The organism is Gardnerella bivia, assembly GCF_049262715.1.
Lineage (GTDB): Bacteria > Actinomycetota > Actinomycetes > Actinomycetales > Bifidobacteriaceae > Bifidobacterium > Bifidobacterium vaginale_A.
In genome coordinates, this window is record NZ_CP058399.1 from 874042 (window position 1) to 894483 (window position 20442).

The 20442-nt window shown below is 39.7% G+C and carries 10 protein-coding genes and 1 tRNA gene; 6 read left to right on the forward strand and 5 right to left on the reverse strand.

The features are described from left to right. The first annotated feature begins 184 nt into the window (after nucleotides 1-184). The gene (locus HXT27_RS03525; RefSeq protein ID WP_146024447.1) at nucleotides 185-9082 is read left to right on the forward strand and encodes a hypothetical protein; all 8898 of its coding nucleotides are present in this window, start codon (nucleotides 185-187) and stop codon (nucleotides 9080-9082) included. A gap of 183 nt (nucleotides 9083-9265) precedes the next feature. On the opposite strand, the gene pgm is transcribed toward HXT27_RS03525, so the two are convergent. The 3 genes from pgm to HXT27_RS03540 all read right to left on the reverse strand — a co-directional run bounded on the left by pgm (nucleotide 9266) and on the right by HXT27_RS03540 (nucleotide 12541). Further along, on the reverse strand, nucleotides 9266-10939 hold the full coding sequence (pgm, locus tag HXT27_RS03530) for a phosphoglucomutase (alpha-D-glucose-1,6-bisphosphate-dependent) (RefSeq protein ID WP_103042867.1): 1674 nt from the start codon (nucleotides 10937-10939) through the stop codon (nucleotides 9266-9268). Between the two features lie 6 nt (nucleotides 10940-10945). Beyond that, a complete protein-coding gene (locus tag HXT27_RS03535) occupies nucleotides 10946-12073 on the reverse strand; it encodes a diacylglycerol/lipid kinase family protein (RefSeq protein ID WP_075524042.1) in 1128 nt (375 codons plus the stop codon). Between the two features lie 213 nt (nucleotides 12074-12286). After that, nucleotides 12287-12541, reverse strand: coding sequence for a DUF2530 domain-containing protein (locus HXT27_RS03540; protein WP_103043256.1), 255 nt, complete (start codon nucleotides 12539-12541; stop codon nucleotides 12287-12289). A 192-nt stretch (nucleotides 12542-12733) separates the two neighbouring features. Between HXT27_RS03540 and HXT27_RS03545 the strand changes: the two genes are divergently transcribed. The 3 genes from HXT27_RS03545 (at nucleotide 12734) to HXT27_RS03555 (ending at nucleotide 15875) form a co-directional block, all read left to right on the forward strand. After that, nucleotides 12734-13765, forward strand: a complete 1032-nt coding sequence (locus HXT27_RS03545) for a CHAP domain-containing protein (protein WP_103042868.1) — start codon at nucleotides 12734-12736, stop codon at nucleotides 13763-13765. Between the two features lie 151 nt (nucleotides 13766-13916). After that, entirely contained in the window at nucleotides 13917-14663 is a 747-nt protein-coding gene (locus tag HXT27_RS03550) for a C40 family peptidase (protein ID WP_103042869.1), read from the forward strand. A 192-nt stretch (nucleotides 14664-14855) separates the two neighbouring features. Continuing rightward, complete coding sequence (locus HXT27_RS03555) at nucleotides 14856-15875, forward strand: universal stress protein (RefSeq protein WP_199172721.1); 1020 nt, start codon at nucleotides 14856-14858, stop codon at nucleotides 15873-15875. A 399-nt stretch (nucleotides 15876-16274) separates the two neighbouring features. Here HXT27_RS03555 and HXT27_RS03560 read toward each other — a convergent pair whose 3' ends face one another. Beyond that, entirely contained in the window at nucleotides 16275-17525 is a 1251-nt protein-coding gene (locus HXT27_RS03560; RefSeq protein WP_103042871.1) for a glycosyltransferase, read from the reverse strand. 112 nt (nucleotides 17526-17637) lie between these two features. Next, the gene (locus tag HXT27_RS03565; protein ID WP_103042872.1) at nucleotides 17638-18057 is read right to left on the reverse strand and encodes an OsmC family protein; all 420 of its coding nucleotides are present in this window, start codon (nucleotides 18055-18057) and stop codon (nucleotides 17638-17640) included. 191 nt (nucleotides 18058-18248) lie between these two features. On the opposite strand from HXT27_RS03565, the gene HXT27_RS03570 reads away from it, so the two are divergent. Both HXT27_RS03570 and HXT27_RS03575 read left to right on the forward strand, forming a co-directional pair. Next, nucleotides 18249-20249 carry a DEAD/DEAH box helicase gene (locus tag HXT27_RS03570; protein WP_233186088.1) on the forward strand — a complete coding sequence of 667 codons (2001 nt, stop codon included), beginning with the start codon at nucleotides 18249-18251 and terminating at the stop codon, nucleotides 20247-20249. A 115-nt stretch (nucleotides 20250-20364) separates the two neighbouring features. Further along, nucleotides 20365-20436: transfer RNA gene (locus HXT27_RS03575), tRNA-Glu, on the forward strand. Nucleotides 20437-20442 lie beyond the last annotated feature (6 nt).

Below are 20442 nucleotides of genomic sequence, written 5' to 3' on the forward strand. Positions count from 1 at the left end.
AATCTTTTAGTATTCGATTTTAAGTTTTTAATCTTTTAACGTTTAACAATTGTCAGTGGAGTTGCTTTTAAGTTATTGCTAATTACGCGATTCTTTTAGCGTGTGTGATGCTTAGAGCGTATGGGTTGGTTTTGCGTTGGAGCGCATTAAAAGAATTATGAGAATGTTTAAGTTAAGTGAAGTAATGAGCAGCATTTGGACGATTACGCGAGATGCTTTCGCCTTTATAAGTGCGCGTGCTAAGAGCATATCTAAAACTATTCTTATTTGTGTGATTTCGGTTGCGATGTGGCTTCCGATGTGCATTGCTCCAAGCGCTGCTATTGCTAGTGAAACTGTTGTATCTAAAGCAAACGATTCTAAAACTAGTGCGTCTAGCTCGTCAGCTTCTTCTGGTTCATCTTCTTCCAGCTCGTCTTCGTCCAGCTCGTCGTCCGATTCTACTGATTCTTCCGATAGTTCCGATTCCTCCGATAGTTCAAACGCTGTATCTAACGCGTTGCGTTCCTTACAATTAGCTGCATCAAACTTAAGCGCAAATTCAAATAATCCTTTTACAAAAGCGTCTATTGCTAATAGATTTGTTAAAGATAGTTTTGGTTCTAATCTTTTCAATCTTAAAAATACGAGCAATCCTTTTAACGCTATATCTAGATTAAGTAATTTAGATGCGCAATCACAAAATCGCGCAGCGCAAAATCGCAGCGATGATCGCGATTCTTACCCGCCTTACACTCCTGGTTGCAATAAGGATTACGCTTTAGGTGAATGCTTCACTACTAAAGGTGATGGCGCTGGTTTGCGCGCTACTAACGGACACGATTTGGATGTTAATGGTATAGGATATAGGCAAGGTGGCGCTTTTGAGCGTAATCGTGGATACTATAAGAATGGCCCAGTTCCTGAAGATCCTTCCGGATCTAATCATTATGCTGAAACTTACTTCACGCCTTACCCTAAGGGTACGTATATTGTTAAGCGTCTTCGTAATCTTGCTTACGATGATGCAGGGCGAGGCATTGATACCAATAAAACACCTTTGGATGATGTTGCAGACTTCGTGTTCGTAAAGCGCACACCTAAGGCTTCCGGCGGCGGATTTGTGTGGGATGTTATTTTTAATGCTGGAGGTCGTACGCATGGTGCTGCAGATGCGCTAAATTACTTCACAGTTCCAGAAAATCAGATTCTAGACAAGGGTAGCGAAGGCGGAAGGCAGTATATTCAGCGCGTATTGTACACGGGTAGGGAACGTTCTGCTCTCTACTTAAAGAATAAGCACAATGAAGATTTAAAGAAGCAGAAGAAGCCAGAAGATCCGTCTTACGTTCCTCCTCGTGAAACTTGCTCATTCTCTTGGGATAATCCTAATGGTTTGTGCAGCATTGAAACTACCGGTGGCGATGTTTTGCCTAGTGAAACCATAGAAGATGCTTGGATTAAGTCGAATGATCAGATACGTGGCAACAATGGTTACTCGCATATTGTTAACACTCCTCAAATTGGCGAAGGTGGAAATCAGAAAGAGAACTATGAAAAGAACGGCAACTTCATAGGCACATGTAACGATGGCTATGCTCTTGACTGCATGCACAGCACGAATTACGCTTTCCCTTCTGGTGGTGACCATCAGCTTGCTCCTAAACTTGAAGGAGCGTATTCAAGAGGTTATAGCCCTGCGTATGTGAAGCTAATTGACAATCTTTATAAAGCTATTCGTGGCACAAAAAAGACTAAAATATTCCTCTTCACTAACAAGCTTAAAAACGGTGATTTGATTCCGTACACTTACAAGATTCATTTCACTACCACTACTGCTAGAGGCCATGAGAATGATTCGTTCTTCTATGGTGCAGGATCTTATTTTGGTGCAACTTCTCCTTCTTTAACGTATGGTAAGACTGATCCATTTGGCGCTTGGAGTAGCATTTACTCGCTGAAAGCAGCAGGTCGTTTTAGTAAGTCGTATCGTTACACTTCGTTGTATGAACAGTGGTATGGTGTGCCAAGAATTATGGATGTGCAGAGCCCGCGTCTTCACTTCCTTAAGGGTACTGGTTTAGGACCATTCGGCCCTGGTTTGAATAAAGATGGTGAATTCCCACTTGATGGTGATGATGATCCTTCAACCTACGGAAATAATGGTAAGTACATTTCTCGCTACGGTATATGCCTTGATTCCTCTGGTAAGGTTAATGAGAATTGTAAGATGGAAATTTCAAGTATGTTGCTTGAAGATGAGAATGGCAATCCTTTAATTAACAGGGCTTTGGCAAGTTCTCCAGGTATTCAAGAGACTAAAGATATTCGTTTACTTCCTGATTTTTATTCTCCAAATAACAATTATGCGCGCGGTAATCAGTGGTTCCGATACCCTGGCGTGGACGATCATAATACGAAGGATTCAACTCCTGGAAGGCATAATCTTCAGCTGAAGTATCGTAATGATTACTATCAAATCAGCGAAACGCAGGATTTGTGGTACAGAATTATTACGCAAGCAGATGTGTTTAAGCCTTTGCAAACTGAAGAGTGGAATAAAGACGACAAAACTCCTACGTATTATTCTTACGATAAGCCTCTTCCGAATCCGATTGTGCTTAATTCCGGTAGTGAAAATAAGGGATTTGTTAATTTTGAAAACAATAAGGGTCGTTTGTATGATCAGGTGAAGTCTTTTGATCCTAACCTTTACACAGACGTGCTTAATAGCGATCTCATGGGTAACCAGTTCAAGTACGGTTCAGTAAAAGATACGTATCCACTTGATAGAACCTATGAAGGAAGTAAAGATAATGGCGCAAACGATGCAATAAAAGATAACGCCGTATACAAGGCTGAGTGGACGGATAAGTGGGGAGATAATCTTAAGTCGAATACTCTTAAGGATGCTGAAACTAAGATTGCTGTCAAAGTTCCTATTGTAACTGTTTCAAACCGTTGCGCTCATTCTAAGATTCTTGACGATTTTAAAGATGAAACTGATGAGTCTAATAGGTCTGCTTCTAATGGCGATCGCTCTGCAAATTATGCGAATAGAGATGGTGGCGACAGGGATAGCGGTGACCGAGATAGCGCTGACCGCGATTCTAATATTCCTGAATGCTGGCCTAAGCCTCAACAATCAACTGCGCGTAATGTTTGGTATATTTACTATGCTCCTAAAGGCTCAAAGCAGGGTGATCCTGTGCCTGAAAAGCTTATAAATAAAGCTAAAGATAAAGCTGGTAGTTTATATCGCACGTGGATGCGTAATGGTTACAGCGCACAGTTGCAGGATGGTAAAAGTCCTGAAGTTTTGCCAAATTACGTGTTTGTAAAATATTTAAAGATTACTTTCTGGGACGATTCAACTACCGTTATACCTGTTGTGTTCCCGTACGTTGATTACGAGAAGCCAACGCTGGATGTAAAAGTTAGCGTTAATAACGGTAAGCCTATGACTGTGCCTGCTGATGGTTTGAAGATTGCAACTAAGAGCAGGATTAAGTTCTGGGTTAAAGGCCATGACGACAGGAAGATTATGCTTGGCGTCAATGGTAAAAACGATGATCAGAGTAAGTACAATGCAGAAATCAAGAAGTATGTTGGTAAGGATTTCTACAACGACTTCGAAATGATAACCAAGAGTAAGTCTGGCAAAGATTGTGCTAAAAATGGATGCGGTAACTTTAGCACAATAAGTTATGACGATTTTGTGCACGATAACGGTATGCCGAATACTGAGACAGACAAAGAGGGCTGGGTTATTAAAGATAAATTCAACGGCTCTAATGGTGGTTCGCCTCAAGTTGACGTTGCAGATAGAGGTGTGCACGATTTAATATTCCACGGCTGGGATGAAGTTGGAAATTCTGTAATAAAGAAGATTAGGCTGATTATTGTATCTCCTGGCTACGGTTTGCCAAACGTTTGGTGGGATAAGAAGAGGAACGGACATTATGTTGGTCGCGTGAATCCTTGGGATGAAGATAAGCGCGTGCGTTCAATTATGGTGAGAATTTGGCCGCGCGGTAAAGATGGTCCTGCGGAAACGAAGGATAAATCCCATGGCAAAGACTTGAGCTTTGACGAAAAGTGCCCTACGGATGGCAGCTGCTATGGCATTATTATTCAGCGGCACGGAAATACTGATCGTTGGGAGCAGGTTAATACTTATAAGGGTAAGAATTTAGCTGCTGGAGCAGATGCTTCTAGGGCGGCTGCTGATGACGATAGGGCTCATACATCTGACGATCAATTGCGTGAGAAATATTCAAAGCGCGTAATTACTTCTGATCTCGATAAGTACTTCAAGGGTTGCACTGCTAAAGATGGCGACAGTTGTGAAATCACTTTTGACCCTGCAACAGGAAATATTGAGATTCCAGAGTACTTTGCGGAAATTGGTTCCAGAATTTATGTGGACGCATACTCTGTAGCGGAAAATACTCCAAATAAGAGTCAAAATAATTTGTGGCCTATTATTGGAGATTATGCGGATCACTATAAGGATCACGAAGAGTCCGATCCGCTTCCGCTCGATATTACTTGGCCAAACGGATTAGTGCAAGTAAGCCCATTTGAATTAAACGATTCCGAAACAGGAGCTTTGCTTACTTGGATGCGTCACGACAATAAGAATGAGCGAATTTTTGGATACCGCAAGGAAGAAATCGGTATTAAGGGCGAAGATAAGTACGATACTTACAACCGCTACGATGCTTCTAACTCATTTACTTACGCATACGGTGAATCGAAGCCTCAGTACTCTTGCAAGGCGGATAATAGTCATAAGAATGATTTGCAATGGAAGTTGTGCTTGGATATTAGTCCTAAGCATGGCAAAGTCATCAAAGATGATAGTGATCTTGCTAAAATGGAACACTCTAAAAAGAATCTCACTATAGATAAGTTGGAAGCAAAGGATGAAACTGTTCTAAATCCTGCTACGCATGAAGTTACACGATATGTGAATATGCGAAAAGATTACAAGTGGGATCTTAAAAGCACAAAGGTTAGTGGAAGAGACTCTGACCCTGGTCTTAAGTGGTACGGAGATAGAGATTTTGGCAACGAATATTTAGTGTATAAGTGGGATATCAACACTAATAAAAAACTTAATACAGATGAAGTGTTGAATTTGATTAAAGGAACGCCTGTAATTCCAGACCCAACGAATAAGCCGCAACCATCGCTTAAAGGTCTTGACGGTTCAAAGAACAAGAACGAAATTTTGAAGACTTGGAATAATGGAGATACTCTTCCATATCGTGGAAATTCTTTTGGTTATGCTCCTAAGGATGGAACATGCACGCTTGGTCAAGATTCGAACGGTAATTATAACTCGTCAAATACTGGAAAATGCCAGTGGGAGAACGTGCTCAACTTAGTAAAGTATACACAAAAGAGTCTTGGTAACACATGGGGTTCTTTTGAAAGCAATGTTGACGTAAACATGGAGCTTAAAAAGAATGGCAAAGGTGAGTACGTTGAAACAGGTAATGAAGTTTCTATTACAGACAGAATAAACGAAGGCGAAAAGCATAGTACGTACGCAATTCACAAGCATTTCCTCATGCCTGGTGGAGCAAATGTTAACGGCCAGGCGGATGGCTTGGATATTGGTGACACGGATGATGACACTAAAGATGGCATAAAGCATGGAGTCATACTTGAAAATAGGAGAGTAAGGTATGTAAACGCCTATGATGATGTGCCAACTTTGAAGGTTGGTGTTGAAAATGATGAGCAACACGCAAAAAGGTATTTTGCTAAGCGGCCGTTCATGCATGCGCAACTGTATGTTAATAATGGTCAAGTTAACAATGATCTTATATTCCGCGTAAATGGTGACCAAAATACCACAACAAACGTAATCAACGTGTGGTTTGTGCCTGTGGATGGTCAAAAGCCAACGATTAGCGGTAAAAGCTACCCTGAAAAAAATAAAGCTTGGAATATTCACGGCAGCTGCATGCTTCCAGGTCAAGGCAAAAAAGAATGTAATCCAGTAGATAACGATTTAATTGATTTAGAGAATAACAATTGGTATAACACAGATACTGGTACATTACTTTTGCCTGAAAATTTGAAGCTGGATGACGACTTTAACGCATATACGCCGACCGGTTCGTACACTATTGGCAGGTGGCCTAATAGAAAGACGATTGATACAGGTCAATCAAGTAAAGCGCTTTTAGGCAATTTGCAAATAGATATTGAAGCAGAAGGCGTAAAAGATTCTAAAGGTAGAACTCCTCGAATACGTTTTGTGCGCGATGGCTATGAAGATAAATATTTAATCCGCCGCTTTATTGAACGTTACAGAAGCACGGATTTGCAAAATCCTGACCCTAAAAAGCCAACCACCTTTAGGCTGTTTGCTAAAACTTCGGATTCCGTTGGAAACGAAAGCGAAGAAACTGCTGTGGGCTGCTTTAAAACTAAGTGGACGAAAATGGAAAGTCCAAGCGTTGTTGCTTACTATGATGGCGAGAACAACGATCAGTCTGCAAATTCAGACAAGCTTTGGCTTAATGGAAACGACAGTTACGTTAAGAGGAATGGTCAAGCTGTTACAAACGCTCACAGAAATAATGTTGTTAAAGTAACATCGCCTCAATACTCTAAGCGAATGGTAGTTTACTACAATCCTAATAACAGCGCTGATAATGCTGTAACTGAAGATAAGCTCAGTATTGGAAAAACGCTTTCTGTTTGCTGGTTTGGTAACAAGGATTGGAGATATTGTGATGATAGTGAAAATAAGCCTTCTTCAGATGAAGTTGAGATTAAAAATGAAAACGGTAACGCTGTTGTTCTTTTCAAGAGAGGCAAGTTAGCTCCTGGAAGCGTGGTTAGAGCGCGTGCGCGAAGAGATATTGGACCATGGACGTGGATGCCTGGTGTTAAAAGCATTGAAGAACTCGTAGAAAATTCAGATGTGAGGAACGGGAATAGGAATAAGAGTGCTCGTGCGGCTTTAGTTGAGCCTGCTGGTGCAAGTAATCGTTCTAGCTCGCGTTCGTCTTCAAAAAATAGAGCTTCCGATGCTAATGAAGACACGCTTGACGTTCTTCCAATGGAAATAGCAAAAGAGAGAACAGACGAAGTGTGCAGGCCGGATGATGTTAAGCCAAGTGATTGGAAATCAAAGCCTTCCGATTGTGTGTACTTTGATGTTTCGATGCGCAGACGTATTGTGCAAGTGCACCCAATGCTGCTTAGTAATCCTGAGCAGCGAGCAATACGACTAGAGCTCACTAAAGAAAACCACAACACAGGAAAGTGGCTTGGTAACGATAGCGAAGTCGTCACAAATGATGACATAAAGCTGGGCGCTGGCAAGACTATGGTGACATTTAGAGAGTATGACTACAGGCAAACTGATGAGGACGGAAAGAATATTTATACAAAGCCTAAAGTAACTCCTAGCTATGGATCTATACCTCAAGAAAAGCAAGATTTGGTTGTGTTTACTAGTGGTTGGCGAAGCCGTGTGCTTGTGCCACTTCCTCAAAAGAATCAAGTTACGCGATTTGTGCGATTGCGCTCAGTTTATGGAATCAATAGCGATGGTAGTGGAAACACTAACGATGGCAAGGATGACGATGGCTTAGGAAACGGTGCCGCAGATTACGTTGTAGACGTGCCTATGAAGAATGAAACTCAAGATAGGTCTAAAGCGCCTAAGATTGAAGGTAGACCGGATGATCTTGGTCTTGTTCTATCTAAAGATAAAAAGTCGCTGTTCTACGTTTACAATCTTTCGGACAAAACTCCGGTTGACTACAATGCTGTGCAATCAGTGGTAAATCTTAAGCTAAATAAGAAGTTGCATCCAGATGATGAGTGCAAAGGCTTAGATGGTAAAACACCTTTGCCATTTGCGGATTGCCAGCCTTCGCTACGAGCTGAAATAAAAGGTAACGATAAAGTTATTGCAGAAACGACTCGTACTGACGGACTTAACGCAATAAATGGCAACATGATGTATACTCTGTCGGAAAGCTCAGAAAAGACGTCCTTCATAAACATTATTGATATGCAGGATATTACTGATAGAAATGGTCACAACGGTGGCGGATTCTCGCATATTAACGTGTGTAGAAAAGTAGACGACAAGCAGGTTTGCGGCGAAACTGCTGAAGATAACGCTTCTAGTCGTAAAGTAACTGATTTTGCTGGCAAACCTCGCTGGGGTAGCTCTGGAGCAATCGACCGTAGCTTTAAGCTTACTGACACGAATAAGATTTTTGAGTCTACGGGCAGTGACGGGCGAAATCGCTTGGATAACAGGCTTATTATGTCCCTTGGTGTGAGCTGGGTAGATAAGACGATTTACGATGCTCGCGGACGCGAATCTGAAGGAAGCGACCACGCAAAGCAAGACGCGAACGATAGTGTTGACGAAGCTGTAATGCCTGTGTACTTGGTTGCAACAGACAACGTTAAGCCAACAGTTAAAGCAGCTGGCGCGCTTGAAGGAACTAGTGTTACGAACCCTTACGGTGTTGACGTGGATAACATTGACTTCACGTTCAATACTAAAGACGAGAATAATCAGCATTCTGACTCTAGTGTTTCTAAAGATGGAGATAAGAAGAGATTCATAGACGCTTATGACGACTACGATACGCGCGCAACAGTTAAGAACAAGCTTAAGGTGTACGTTCGTAGGCTAAATGGCGGGAATCCGCAGAATCCTGAGTGGACTATCACTAAAGCTGACGGAAGTGTTGATACCGATGAACTTAAGAAGTTATTAGCACAAAATGGCAAAACTGCAATATACGCTGTGTATGCTCAAACTGAGGATTCGGTTGGCAATAAAAGCGAAGGCTATGATGCGCCTAAAGAGGATGGGTCTGCAATATTAGGTTACATACAACTCGGTGGTATAAACGTTAAACCAATTGCTCTTCCATTTAGTGGTGGTAAAGCTGCAATATGGTTCACTTTGTTGTTTGGCGTTCTGCTTGCTCTATTCTTGGCATCAGGAGCGTTCGGAAAGCGCGGATGGCTTGTATCAGTGATTAGAGCTAAAAGATTCGCACGCGCTTTTGGCAAGCATTGCAGCTCTTCTTTAAGAAACTATTAGAAGTAGTAGTTTCTTAAAGCAATTAAAGCTATAACGTATTTTCGTGATCGTAAATAATTTTAATTGCTTGTGTAGTTTTGCGTGCGTGTGAAAGCTTACACTATTGAATAATAAAAATAAGACTTGCGTTAGAATAATAGATTTAATTCCAGCGCAAGTCTTAATTCAAATTTATAAGTTATTTTAAGCTAAAGCTTTATCTACTACAGCAGTAGCTTCTTCAAGAACTTTGTCTAGAGCTTCTGGAGAAACAAATGACTCAGCATAAACTTTGTAAATGTTTTCAGTTCCAGATGGGCGAGCAGCGAACCAATTATTCTTGGTAGTAACCTTCAAACCGCCAATCTTAGCACCGTTTCCAGGAGCTTCTGTAAGCTTTGCTGTGATTTCCTCGCCAGCAAGCTTAGAAGCTTCAACATCGTTTCCGCTCAAGCTAGCGAACTTCTGCTTCTGCTCAAGAGTAGTTGGAGTGTCTACGCGCTTGTACCAGCTTTCGCCAAAGCGAGCAACCTGATCTTGGTGAAGCTGAGCTGGGTTCTTGCCTGTCTTTGCAGTAATTTCAGCTGCGAGCAAGTCTGGAATCAATCCATCTTTATCAGTAGTCCAAACGCGACCATCCTTGCGTAGGAAGCTCATTCCGGAGCTTTCTTCTCCGCCGAAAGCAACCTCTCCGCTAAAGAGTGGATCAACGAACCACTTGAATCCAACTGGTACTTCCACAAGTTTTGCGTTAATAGATGCAGCTACGCGATCAATCAAAGAAGAAGATACAAGCGTCTTTCCGATTGCAGTATTCTTTGGCCAATTTGGACGAGCACCACCGAACAAGTATTCAACGCACACAGCAATGTAATGATTTGGGTTCATAACTCCCCAGTTAGGGCACACAATTCCATGTCGATCTGCATCAGGATCTGTGCCACCAACTAGATCATACTTATCCCAAGCGCCAGCGTTAAGCTGATCAACTAAGCCTTTCATTGCGTAAGGGGAGCTTGGATCCATTCGAATCTTACCATCGTGGTCAATTGTCATGAATCGCCAAGTTGGATCAACTTCTGGACGAACAACGCCAATATTCAATCCATACTTTTCGTTCATAAGTGGCCAGTAGTTTACGCTTGCTCCACCAAGTGGGTCAATTCCTAAACGTACGCCACTAGAGCGTATTACATCAAAATCAATTACGTTTGCTAAATCACTTACATAGTGTTCGCGGTAATCGAAGCCTTCTACTAAATCAGATTTGATTGCCTCTTCGAAAGGCACGCGCTTTACTGACTTGTAGTTGTCAAGTAATTCGTTTGCGCGAGCTGCGATTGCGTTAGTTACGTCTGCAGGAGCAGGTCCTCCTGTTACAGGATCGTACTTAAAACCGCCGTCAGTCGGAGGATTGTGTGAAGGAGTCACAACAATGCCATCAGCCAAACCTTCACCGCTGAAACGTTGAGTGCCATCTGCTGCGCGATTATGCGTCAAAATTGCTTGTGACACAACAGGAGTTGGCACGAAGTCGCCGCGAGAATCCACACGAACGTGAACGCCGTTAGCAACTAAAACCTCAATAGCTGTCTTTTGAGCAGGCTCGGAAAGAGCATGCGTATCGCGACCAATATAAAGAGGTCCAGTTACGCCAGCTTTCTTGCGATATTCAGCAATAGCTTGCGTAATAGCCACAATATGAGCTTCGTTAAACGAAGTTTTCAAAGCTGAACCACGGTGACCGGAAGTGCCGAAAATCACGCGCTGTTCTGGAATATTTGAATTTGGAACTTCATCATAGTATGCGCCGATTAAAGCATCGACGTTGACTAGATCTTCTGGGGTGGCGGGCATACCCGCATTTTTTGCTACCATAATTTTTTATTTTGCCACGGCGGTGGTATTTTGGCTTACAGAAGACTCTAAGCTTTCTGGTACTCGCACGCATAATGCTTGTTTATCAACGCTAAAACGCAAGTGTTTTGTGTATCCTAGAATATCACCGTCTACTTGTACAGGAGCGGATCTTTCCAGCAATACTTCAGCTTCTAAACCTTGAAGTTGTTCTATTTTAGAGTTTGTTGAAAGTGGACTTTGTTGAGCTTTTCCAGTAAGTGTTTGATGCACTACATCACCAAATAAATTAGCCCATCCAATCAATCCGCCAGTAGTATCAATAATCTCAAAATCAAGTATTCCATCATCGTATGAAGCTTCTGGCATAAGCGAGAACATGGGAATCTGCCCACAATTTCCAGACATTAGTGTGCGGAATGATATTTCTTTTTTGCTGCTTTTAGTTCCATCTATTTGTGTAAAAATCACATTTCCTTTATATTTTGGTGCAAATAAGTGTTTTACACCTGATACGAAGTATGCGAGCCAACTTATGTTCTTTTTTAGTGATGGATTAGTGTCATCAATCATTAACGCATCGAATCCTATGCCTGCAATAATTAAAAATGCGTGACCGTGATCTTCATAAGGTTTATCTAATATCGTTACGCGCCCCATATCTACGCGCAACGATCCATGCGATGTTGCAACTTGAAGAGCTGCATATGCATCATCTACAGGAATTCCCATATTTCTTGCGAATAAATTACCTGTTCCAATAGGTATAATTCCCATTGCGTGTTCTGTGCCGCTCATTGCGCTCGCAACAGTTCTAACTGTGCCATCTCCGCCGACTGCTACTACTACATCCGCTCCATGTTTAAGTGCTTCTAAAGCACATTCTCTACCATCTTTGTTTAGCAAAGTATCAATAATTTCATATTGCATTTCATGAGATTGGCAATATTCTTTTATTGTTTTGCGATATTGTTCTGCTTGAGGTTTAGAAGGATTTAGAATAAATGCATAATGCACTAAATCGCCAGTTCTTGCTGCAACTGTTTCATTCATATGATGCTTCTTTAAGGCACGAGAAATAATCATGATGACGAAAGGCGCGCAAACAAGTGCAAACACAATCACCATGAGTATTATCGTGGCTTCAATTGGCATACTTATTATTTTTGCACAATATTTTATCAAAATGCGATATTTTTTATAATAATGTAAATATTTACGTTTTTTACACATTTAAATAGATAAATTTGAGTGCTTTTAATAAATGTTTGAGATGTGTGCTGTTGGTGTGAGTGTGGGTGTGCTGTGGGTTGTGTGTGTTGGCGTGAGCTGTTGGTTGTATGTCGTTGACGTTTAAGATGTGGATTTTTACTTGCCTAATCGGCGATAATCCCATCTATCGAAATGCTCCCAAATAAGTAATATTATTCCAATAAAAAATCCCATAGCACTTACAAATGTAAAGAAAATAGAAATAACATGTAAAAGAGCAAGCAGTAGCGTAACAACTAGTGCAATAAACCATATAATCGTACCTATAGCAAATGTAGTGCGTAAATCTACGCGTAACGGTTTTGGCGTATCTTTTCGCGCGTCTGGATTGATAATTGGTGCGAATTTCATAACGGCAATGATACAACGTGCTAAAGTCTTATATTTTTCTAAAGTCTTATATTTTTTCTTATAAAATAAGGCGTGGCTAGTCATCCGTAGTGCGTTGTATCCTTACTAAATTGAGAGTAAAAATGTGGGAAGTGTTTTTGGATTTTATTACGTTTCCTGCGTGTTTAGTTGATTTTTGTTGGGTGGTTTTTTATGAGACATGCTGCACATGGCGCTAAGAAAGTTTCACGTAGTGGTGATTCGTTTTTATCGCTTTTTGCATCCAGCCATGGATCTCATTCCGCTTCACATGTTTATAAGATTGACTCTGATTGTGGAGTAAATTGTGAAGTAAATTCCACTCCTGAGCTTAGTGTTGCGAATGAGTATGACGCAATTGTTTCTAATAGCGTTCACGATATTATTCCACAAACAAGGCGAGAAATTCGTTTAGCACGTTTAGCTACTGAAAGACGTAAAAGAACTATTATTTCTGCATCATTGATTGCGTTGGTTGGCGCTGTTATGACATCTAGCGTTGTTAATAGCTCTTCTAATTATTTAGTTGGTTCTAAGTCATATGAAGTCCCTGCTGATTCTTATCAGTCATCTGTAGAGAAGAGTTCGGATTCTGCTTCTAGATCTTATAATCGCGTTGCGCTAAATAGAGTTCGTTCTACGAGATCAAGTTTTTATGAAAATAGAGCTGTTGTATTAAATGGTCTTTCTACTGCTTCTTCTCACAATTCTAAATGGTCGCTTAATTCAGATACTAATTTCGATATTTCAGAGCTATCGCGTTCTGTTGCAAATAATCCGCAAGTTGCTTTATTGATGGAAGCAGATATAAGTAATTTGCCAAAAGGCTTTAATCCTAATCACGATAGTGGAGATAAAGGCAATACTTATGAATTCAGCCAATGCACGTGGTGGGTTTATGTGCGCCGTCATCAATTAGGCTTACCTGTAGGCTCTCATATGGGAGATGGCCGTATGTGGGCTAATTCTGCGCGTGCTCTTGGCTATTGGGTTGATCGTAGTGCAAGGCATCCGGGAGATATAATGGTATTTGCTCCGGGTCAGGCTGGTTCTGATCGTTATTATGGTCATGTTGCAATAGTCGAAAAAGTAAATTCCGATGGTTCTATTGAAACTTCGGAGTCTGGCGCAAAATTGCATGGAGGTACATTCTCGCGCAAATTTGAAGCTAGTGAAATTTCGAAATATCAATTCATTCACTATTAAATATTCTTATTTTTACGATAATTTTTCTTATATTTCTCGTTCTCGCTCATACTGTTTTATTTGTTCATACTTATGTGAGAACTATTGATTGTATGAATATGTGACTGTACTTAAATCAATTATGTATTAAGTTTATGCTAACATTTTCGAGATGGTTAAAAATAGCTTTTATTCACGTGTTTATGCTGCGATTGTTGCATGCGCGCTTATTCTTGCCATAATTCCAATCGCTAATGCATTTGCTGCTGATTCTAGTGATGCTAATGTTACGTCCACTCGTTCATTCCCTAAGGTCAACAGTGTAAAGCGTGATTTGTTTACGGAAGCTGTTTTTACTGATGTCGATTCTGATTCACATTGGGGTGGAATTGAAAGTCTAAAAGTTCCACAAACAAAAAGTGAAGCTGAGAGAAATGCTGATGCTGAGCGTCTTCGTATTTTAAATCGCCAAAATGCTTATAGTGAAGCAGCAAGCAGAAATTCAGATCGTGGTTCTGTAAATCGTGGCTCTTCAAGCAGAGAGCAATATTTTACTGTAAATCCTCCAGACGAGCGTTCAAGTGAAGCTTTGTTGAACTTTGCTGCTCAATTTGTTGGGAAAGTTCCTTACGTTTGGGGTGGCACAACTACTTCTGGTTGGGATTGCTCTGGTTTTGTTGGGTATGTTTACTCTAAGATGGGAGTAGATCTTCCTCGAACTGCAAGAGCTCAAGCTCAAGTTGGTAAAGCGGTTGCAAGCCTTGATGAAGCTCATCCTGGGGATATTATTGCTAGTAGTAGTCATGCAGCTATTTATGTAGGTAATGGCATGATTGTTAATGCGCAAAATAATGGTACTCAATATGCTCCGCTCAGGCAGATTTTCCGCGGATCATATTCAATTCGCCGCATACTTTAAGTTTTGAACGATTCAAGAATTATTATTGTTTCTTTTATTCTTTATTTCTAGCATATATTGTGTTTTTAAATATATGTTTTGCTTGCTTGATTTTGTGTCGCATTGACGTTGACGTTTGAAACGCGCTATTCTTGTTTTAAGTAATAAAATTAAGCATGACGATGTAGTTGTGCATACAAGACTGGAGGCGTGATTATGAACGATAAAGCCGTTCTTGTTGGTGTTGATGGATCGCACGCAAGTTATAAGGCTGCATGGTGGGCAGCGAATTACGCCAAACATGCTGGTTTACAATTACAAATTGTTTGTGCATATTCTTTACCAAGCTATGCAGCTGTTTCTTTTGATGCAACTTATTCAGCAATTGGCGATGATAATTTAGCGCATCGAGATGCTCAAGAGATACTTTCTAAAGCAAAAGCTGTTGCTAAAGAGCAAGGTGTAGATGCAACAACTCTTATAGTCACAGGAGATCCTTCTTCTGTATTTATTGAGCTTTCAAGAAATTATAAATTGATTGTTATTGGAAATCGTGGTAAAGGTGGTCTTGCAGAAAGATTGCTTGGCACTACGAGTTCTTCACTTCCTGCATATGCGTATTGCCCTATTGTGGTTGTTCCATATACTGATGACAATGGTCAGCGTATACATTTGAATAATACTATTCAAAAGATTGCTGTTGGCTCAGATGAGTCTAAATGGGGTCTGAAAGCTTTGGAAATTGCTTCAGATTTAGCTTATAGCTGGAATGCCCAGTTAGATGTGATTTCTGCTGCTCCTTACGTGCAAGGCGCAGAAGGCGATACTGCAGTTATGGAATCCTATATGGATGATCTAGAAGCTAGAGTTAAGCCGATTTTAGATAAGACTCCAGATTTGCAAATTCATTGCTCTGTTGTCCCTGGATCTGCTGTGACAGCTTTGACTCAAGCAAGTTTAACTCATGATCTTGTTGTAGTAGGTTCTCGCGGACGCGGAGGATTTACCGGATTATTACTTGGTTCTATCAGCCAAGGTTTGCTTCAACATTCTTCTAGACCAGTGTATGTTGTACCTCGCAAATATGTTGAATCGGATGCTGCAAAAGGTGCGTCTTTGGATTCTCATTCGATTCCTGTTGACGATATTAACGGTGTGCATGAAGTTGATGTACCTAAAGCAGATGTTTCTGAAGCTAAACAAATTGAAGAAACAATAGATCCATTGCATTAGATTTTCGCTGTATTTACTTCAAATTCATAGTTTGTTTTACAGAATTATCTTATTTGTTGTGGCTTCGCTCTAGGAGTTTCTCTCATTGCAAGATTTTTATTTTACTGTGTTTGTGAGGTGTGGGAATTACTTACCTCACAGGAGCTTCAACTTTTTACGCATTCTCAAATGTTGTTGCTTGTGGTAGTAAAAGTTAGATTTTAGCTTACTTTAGTTTTGTGAAGAGTTTGGATTAGGTGTAACTTTTAAATACCGTTTCGCTTTTTATTGTTCGTTAAGTATTTCCCACACCTCACTAGTACACAATCTATACTTAATTTACTTTTAGTGAATAAATTCATAGTTTATGCGTTTACTTCAAATTCAGCAGCAATCTAGTTGCAAAGTTGCAAAGAATTTTCAGCTGTTTTTGAGAATATTAGCTAATCCTAGATTTTTCAGTCGTTCTTCGCGCTTTAACTTTTTATTCTCGAGTTCAGCTTTGTTTATTTCAATAGCTTGCTTATATATTTCGATTAACTCTTGAGCTTGTTTCTTAAAATCATTGTTTTTCGAATATTCAAGCACATTTGCTTTAAGCTGATCTTGCTCAACTTTATTCATATTTATGACTTTAGTGAAAACAGCTTTGAAATCCTCTTTAGAATCCCATTGATAGCCATTTTCCCCGCTAATAATTTGATTTTCATTAGGCGGATCATGTTTAACAAGTGCAAATAATCCAGAAGCCATTGCTTCAAGCATGGAAAGAGAATGCATTTCTGAAAGAGAAGCTGTTGTGTAATAATCCATTGCGTATAAATATTTAGTAATATCGTCATGCGCAATAGGTCCTAAAAGATAAATTCTATCTTCAAATCCTTTTTCTTTAACGTATTCTCGCAAATATTCCAAATCTGGTCCGCCGCCTATTACGAATAAGCGAGCTTTTTCGCGAGGAAAATCACAATAAATGAAATTATCAATAAGCTCTTGAATATTTTTCTCAGCGCCTATACGTCCAACGAATACAAATGATTTTGTAGAATCTGAAATATCGTATTTTTTACGGAATTCTTCACGGAAAGCAAGTCGTTCAGGTGTAGGTAGGAATTTTTTATATTCAACAGCATTGCTTAGAACGACCACTTTTTTATTCACTTTTTGGCGATCAATATAAGCTTGAGCTTTAGAAGACATGCTTGTAATAATTGTGGCGTTTTTGGAGAATCGCATGAAATATTTTGAAGAAATATTTTTTGAAAACTCAGTAAAATGTTTTAGTCCAATATAAAACAAGAATTTATCGTATTCTGTGTGAAGAGTATAAACAACAGGTATATGCTCTTTTTTAGCAACTTCCAAACCGATTTCACCAATACCAAATTCATTTTGGATATGTATGACATCAGGTTTGAAATTGATAGGGAATTTTTTGCGCATGTATCCAATTGGGATTGCAACGCGATATTTATAAAGTTTTTTAAGCATAAAACCTGGAACATAAACTACGCCGTCAACTAGCTTAGTTTTATATTGCTTTTCAGATCCAACAGTTACTACTAGTACTTCATGTCCCATTTCTTCATACATTTTTTTCAACATGTATGATTGTGTTGCTACGCCATTTATGTATGGTGGATACGTTTCAGTAAAAATAGCTATTTTCAAAGTTTCCTCCAATTACATAAACAACATATCTAGTATATTATGTTTTTCCAAAATTTTTGTACGAATTTTTGATTTTTTAATAATAATCAATCTTTTTGTATTTTTTATTTTCCTAATGTTTGATTGTTACAGAAATTCTCACAGGAGAAGAGGATTCGAGAGTGTGCTTGACTGTGCATCCTTTGTTAATATGTTTTTCCATTCTATCTTTTAATGCGATAACTTCCTCTTCTGTAAGTTTATGATCCGCGATTGTTGCATCAACTGTTATATCTTCGTTAAATTGGCTGTAAGCTCCTTCGTCTGCATCGTATTTGCCACTTACTACTACGCGTGCGGAGGAGTTTTCTCCAATAGCATGTTCTATTGCGTATTGAGTGCTTAATGCAGTGCACCCAGCTAATGCTATTTGCATAAGCTCAACTGGATTGAACATTCCTTGCCCTTTGCCAAAAGTTAATCTAGCTCCATCATCGCTTAATGCTTCCCACGTGCCATCGTCTTTACGTTCTACCCATAATCTTCTGGACATTTTATGCTCCTTTGCTTTAGATGTGCATTGTGATTTTTGTTTGTTTGCAAAATAATTTGTATGTGTATATGTTATCACTTTAATGTTTAATGCGTATTGTGCTCACCGTATGCTAATCTCGTCTAGTTCAAGATTTGTAGTAATTACGTGTAATCACTGAATCACTGTATAAATAATTATGAAAGGCTATTGTGCCACACACTCATTATGCTGCGCATTCAATGCACAGCGGCGCTAAAAATACTAACAAAAGTCGCCGTAATAATAAAAAATATAATTCAAATAATTCTAGAAACTCATCTTTCAATAAGTCTAATGAGTTTGATGCTACTAGCAAAAACGTTAGTAAGAATAAGAATATTAGCAAAAACGTTAGTAAGAATGCTGCTAAGAATGTTGCTAAGAATGCTAATAGCATCGCAGTCAAGAATGTTAATAAGGAATCTAGAAAGAACGCTAAAAAGCGAAATCCTTTTGAATATAAGGCAAATAATAAGGCAAATAATAAAAATTACGAGCTGAATTCTCGTAAAAGTCGTAATCGTAAAGCAGATAAATTACGTGAAAGATTGCGTGAAAAAGCTTTACAATACGAAGAAATGGCTATTCGTGAAGCAGAACAAGATTTTGCAAATAAGTCTTCATTAGAACCATTAGATAGCAGTAAGTCTTCATTGCATAATAGTAAGTCTTTATCGGATAGAAATAAGTCTTTATCTCGTAAGTCTTTATCTCGTAAGTCTTCCGATTCAAGTAGGAGATCTTTCGATAACCATAATAATTCTTCTGTTAATCCAAAGAAAAATTCTGTAATAATTCCAGATTGTGCAATTGAATCTCGTGAAAGTTATAAAGATGATGTAACTTTCGAGCAACTTGGAGTTCCATCTTCTATTGTTGATGTTTTGCGTGCAGATGGGAAAATAAATGCGTTTCCAATTCAGCAAGCTACTTTACCTGATTCTTTAAAAGGCAAAAATATTCTCGGGCGTGGTAGAACTGGTAGTGGTAAAACTTTAGCATTTGCGATTCCGCTAGTTTCTCGTTTAGCAGAAAATTTTGTTGATTTAATTAACTCTGATAAAAAATCTAAGAATCGTAAAAATGAGGATTTGCCTTCTCCGCGTGCGCTTATTTTAGCTCCTACTCGTGAGCTTGTTCATCAAATTGACGATGTTGTTGCACCCCTTGCTGCAGCTTATGGTATGCGCACGGTTACTGTTTACGGTGGAGTTAGGTATCAGCGTCAAATATCTCAGCTTAAACAAGGAGCTCAAATTGTGCTTGCTTGCCCTGGGCGTTTGGAGGATTTGCTTCGTCAAGGTGCTCTTAGCCTTGAAAAAGTAATAGTCAGTGTGCTTGATGAAGCTGATGAAATGGCAGATATGGGTTTTCTTCCTGCTGTTACTAGACTTTTAGAACAGGTTGACCCAGATGGTCAGCGTATGTTGTTCTCTGCTACTTTAGATAAACAAGTTGCGACTCTTGTGAATAAATTCTTGCCGAATGCTGTTGTTCATGCGCTTGACGATGCTGATAGTCAGGTTGATACTATGACGCATCATGTTTTTGCAGTATCTTCAGGAGATAAATATGAAGTTTTGCGAAAGCTTGCGTCTGGTAAAAAGCGCTCAATATTCTTTACTCGCACAAAGTGTCAAGCTAAGAATATGGCAAAGAAATTTGTGCAACAGGGTATTCCAGCAGTGGATTTGCAAGGTAATCTTTCACAAAGTCAGCGTGATAGACATCTTGCTGTTTTTTCTGAAGGACAGGTTCGAGTTTTAGTTGCAACTGATGTTGCTGCTAGAGGTATTGACATTAGTGATGTTGCACTTGTTGTACAAACAGAGCCTCCTGAAGATCCTAAATCATTCTTACATCGTTCTGGTCGTACTGCTCGTGCAGGCGAAGAAGGCGATGTTGTAACTCTTGTGCTTCCAAATCAGAAGCGTTCTGCGCATATAATGCTTCGCCGTGCAGGTATTCATGCTCAAACTCAAGATGTGAATCAATCTTCTCCAATTCTTGATGAGATTGTTGGAGATGCAGCGCAGTTGCAAGAAGGTTGGAGTATGCCTGAGCCTAGCCAAAACAAGCGAAAGTCAAGGGGAGGTAGATCTCGCGGACGCGGCAGATATCGCGGACGCATGCATGAGCGTTCGCACAGCAATAGTGAAGGGAATGAATGATATTTATTAAGTTTACGGAAACTTATTAAAAGCTTTTAAAATTCTAAACTTTGCCGACACGCCGATATTTGCAGATGCATAGTCAAAGTGTTAATATCATATGGTTTGGTTAAAGGCCCCCTTCGTCTAACGGTTAGGACACCAGACTTTCAATCTGACAACAAGAGTTCGACTCTCTTAGGGGGTACAAATT

Coding starts and splice junctions, on each gene's coding strand:
- HXT27_RS03535 (WP_075524042.1), bottom strand. CDS start 12,073: ATGCCAATTGAAGCCACGATAATACTCATGGTGATTGTGTTTGCACTT.
- pgm (WP_103042867.1), bottom strand. CDS start 10,939: ATGGTAGCAAAAAATGCGGGTATGCCCGCCACCCCAGAAGATCTAGTC.
- HXT27_RS03525 (WP_146024447.1), top strand. CDS start 185: ATGAGCAGCATTTGGACGATTACGCGAGATGCTTTCGCCTTTATAAGT.
- HXT27_RS03565 (WP_103042872.1), bottom strand. CDS start 18,057: ATGTCCAGAAGATTATGGGTAGAACGTAAAGACGATGGCACGTGGGAA.
- HXT27_RS03550 (WP_103042869.1), top strand. CDS start 13,917: ATGGTTAAAAATAGCTTTTATTCACGTGTTTATGCTGCGATTGTTGCA.
- HXT27_RS03540 (WP_103043256.1), bottom strand. CDS start 12,541: ATGAAATTCGCACCAATTATCAATCCAGACGCGCGAAAAGATACGCCA.
- HXT27_RS03545 (WP_103042868.1), top strand. CDS start 12,734: ATGAGACATGCTGCACATGGCGCTAAGAAAGTTTCACGTAGTGGTGAT.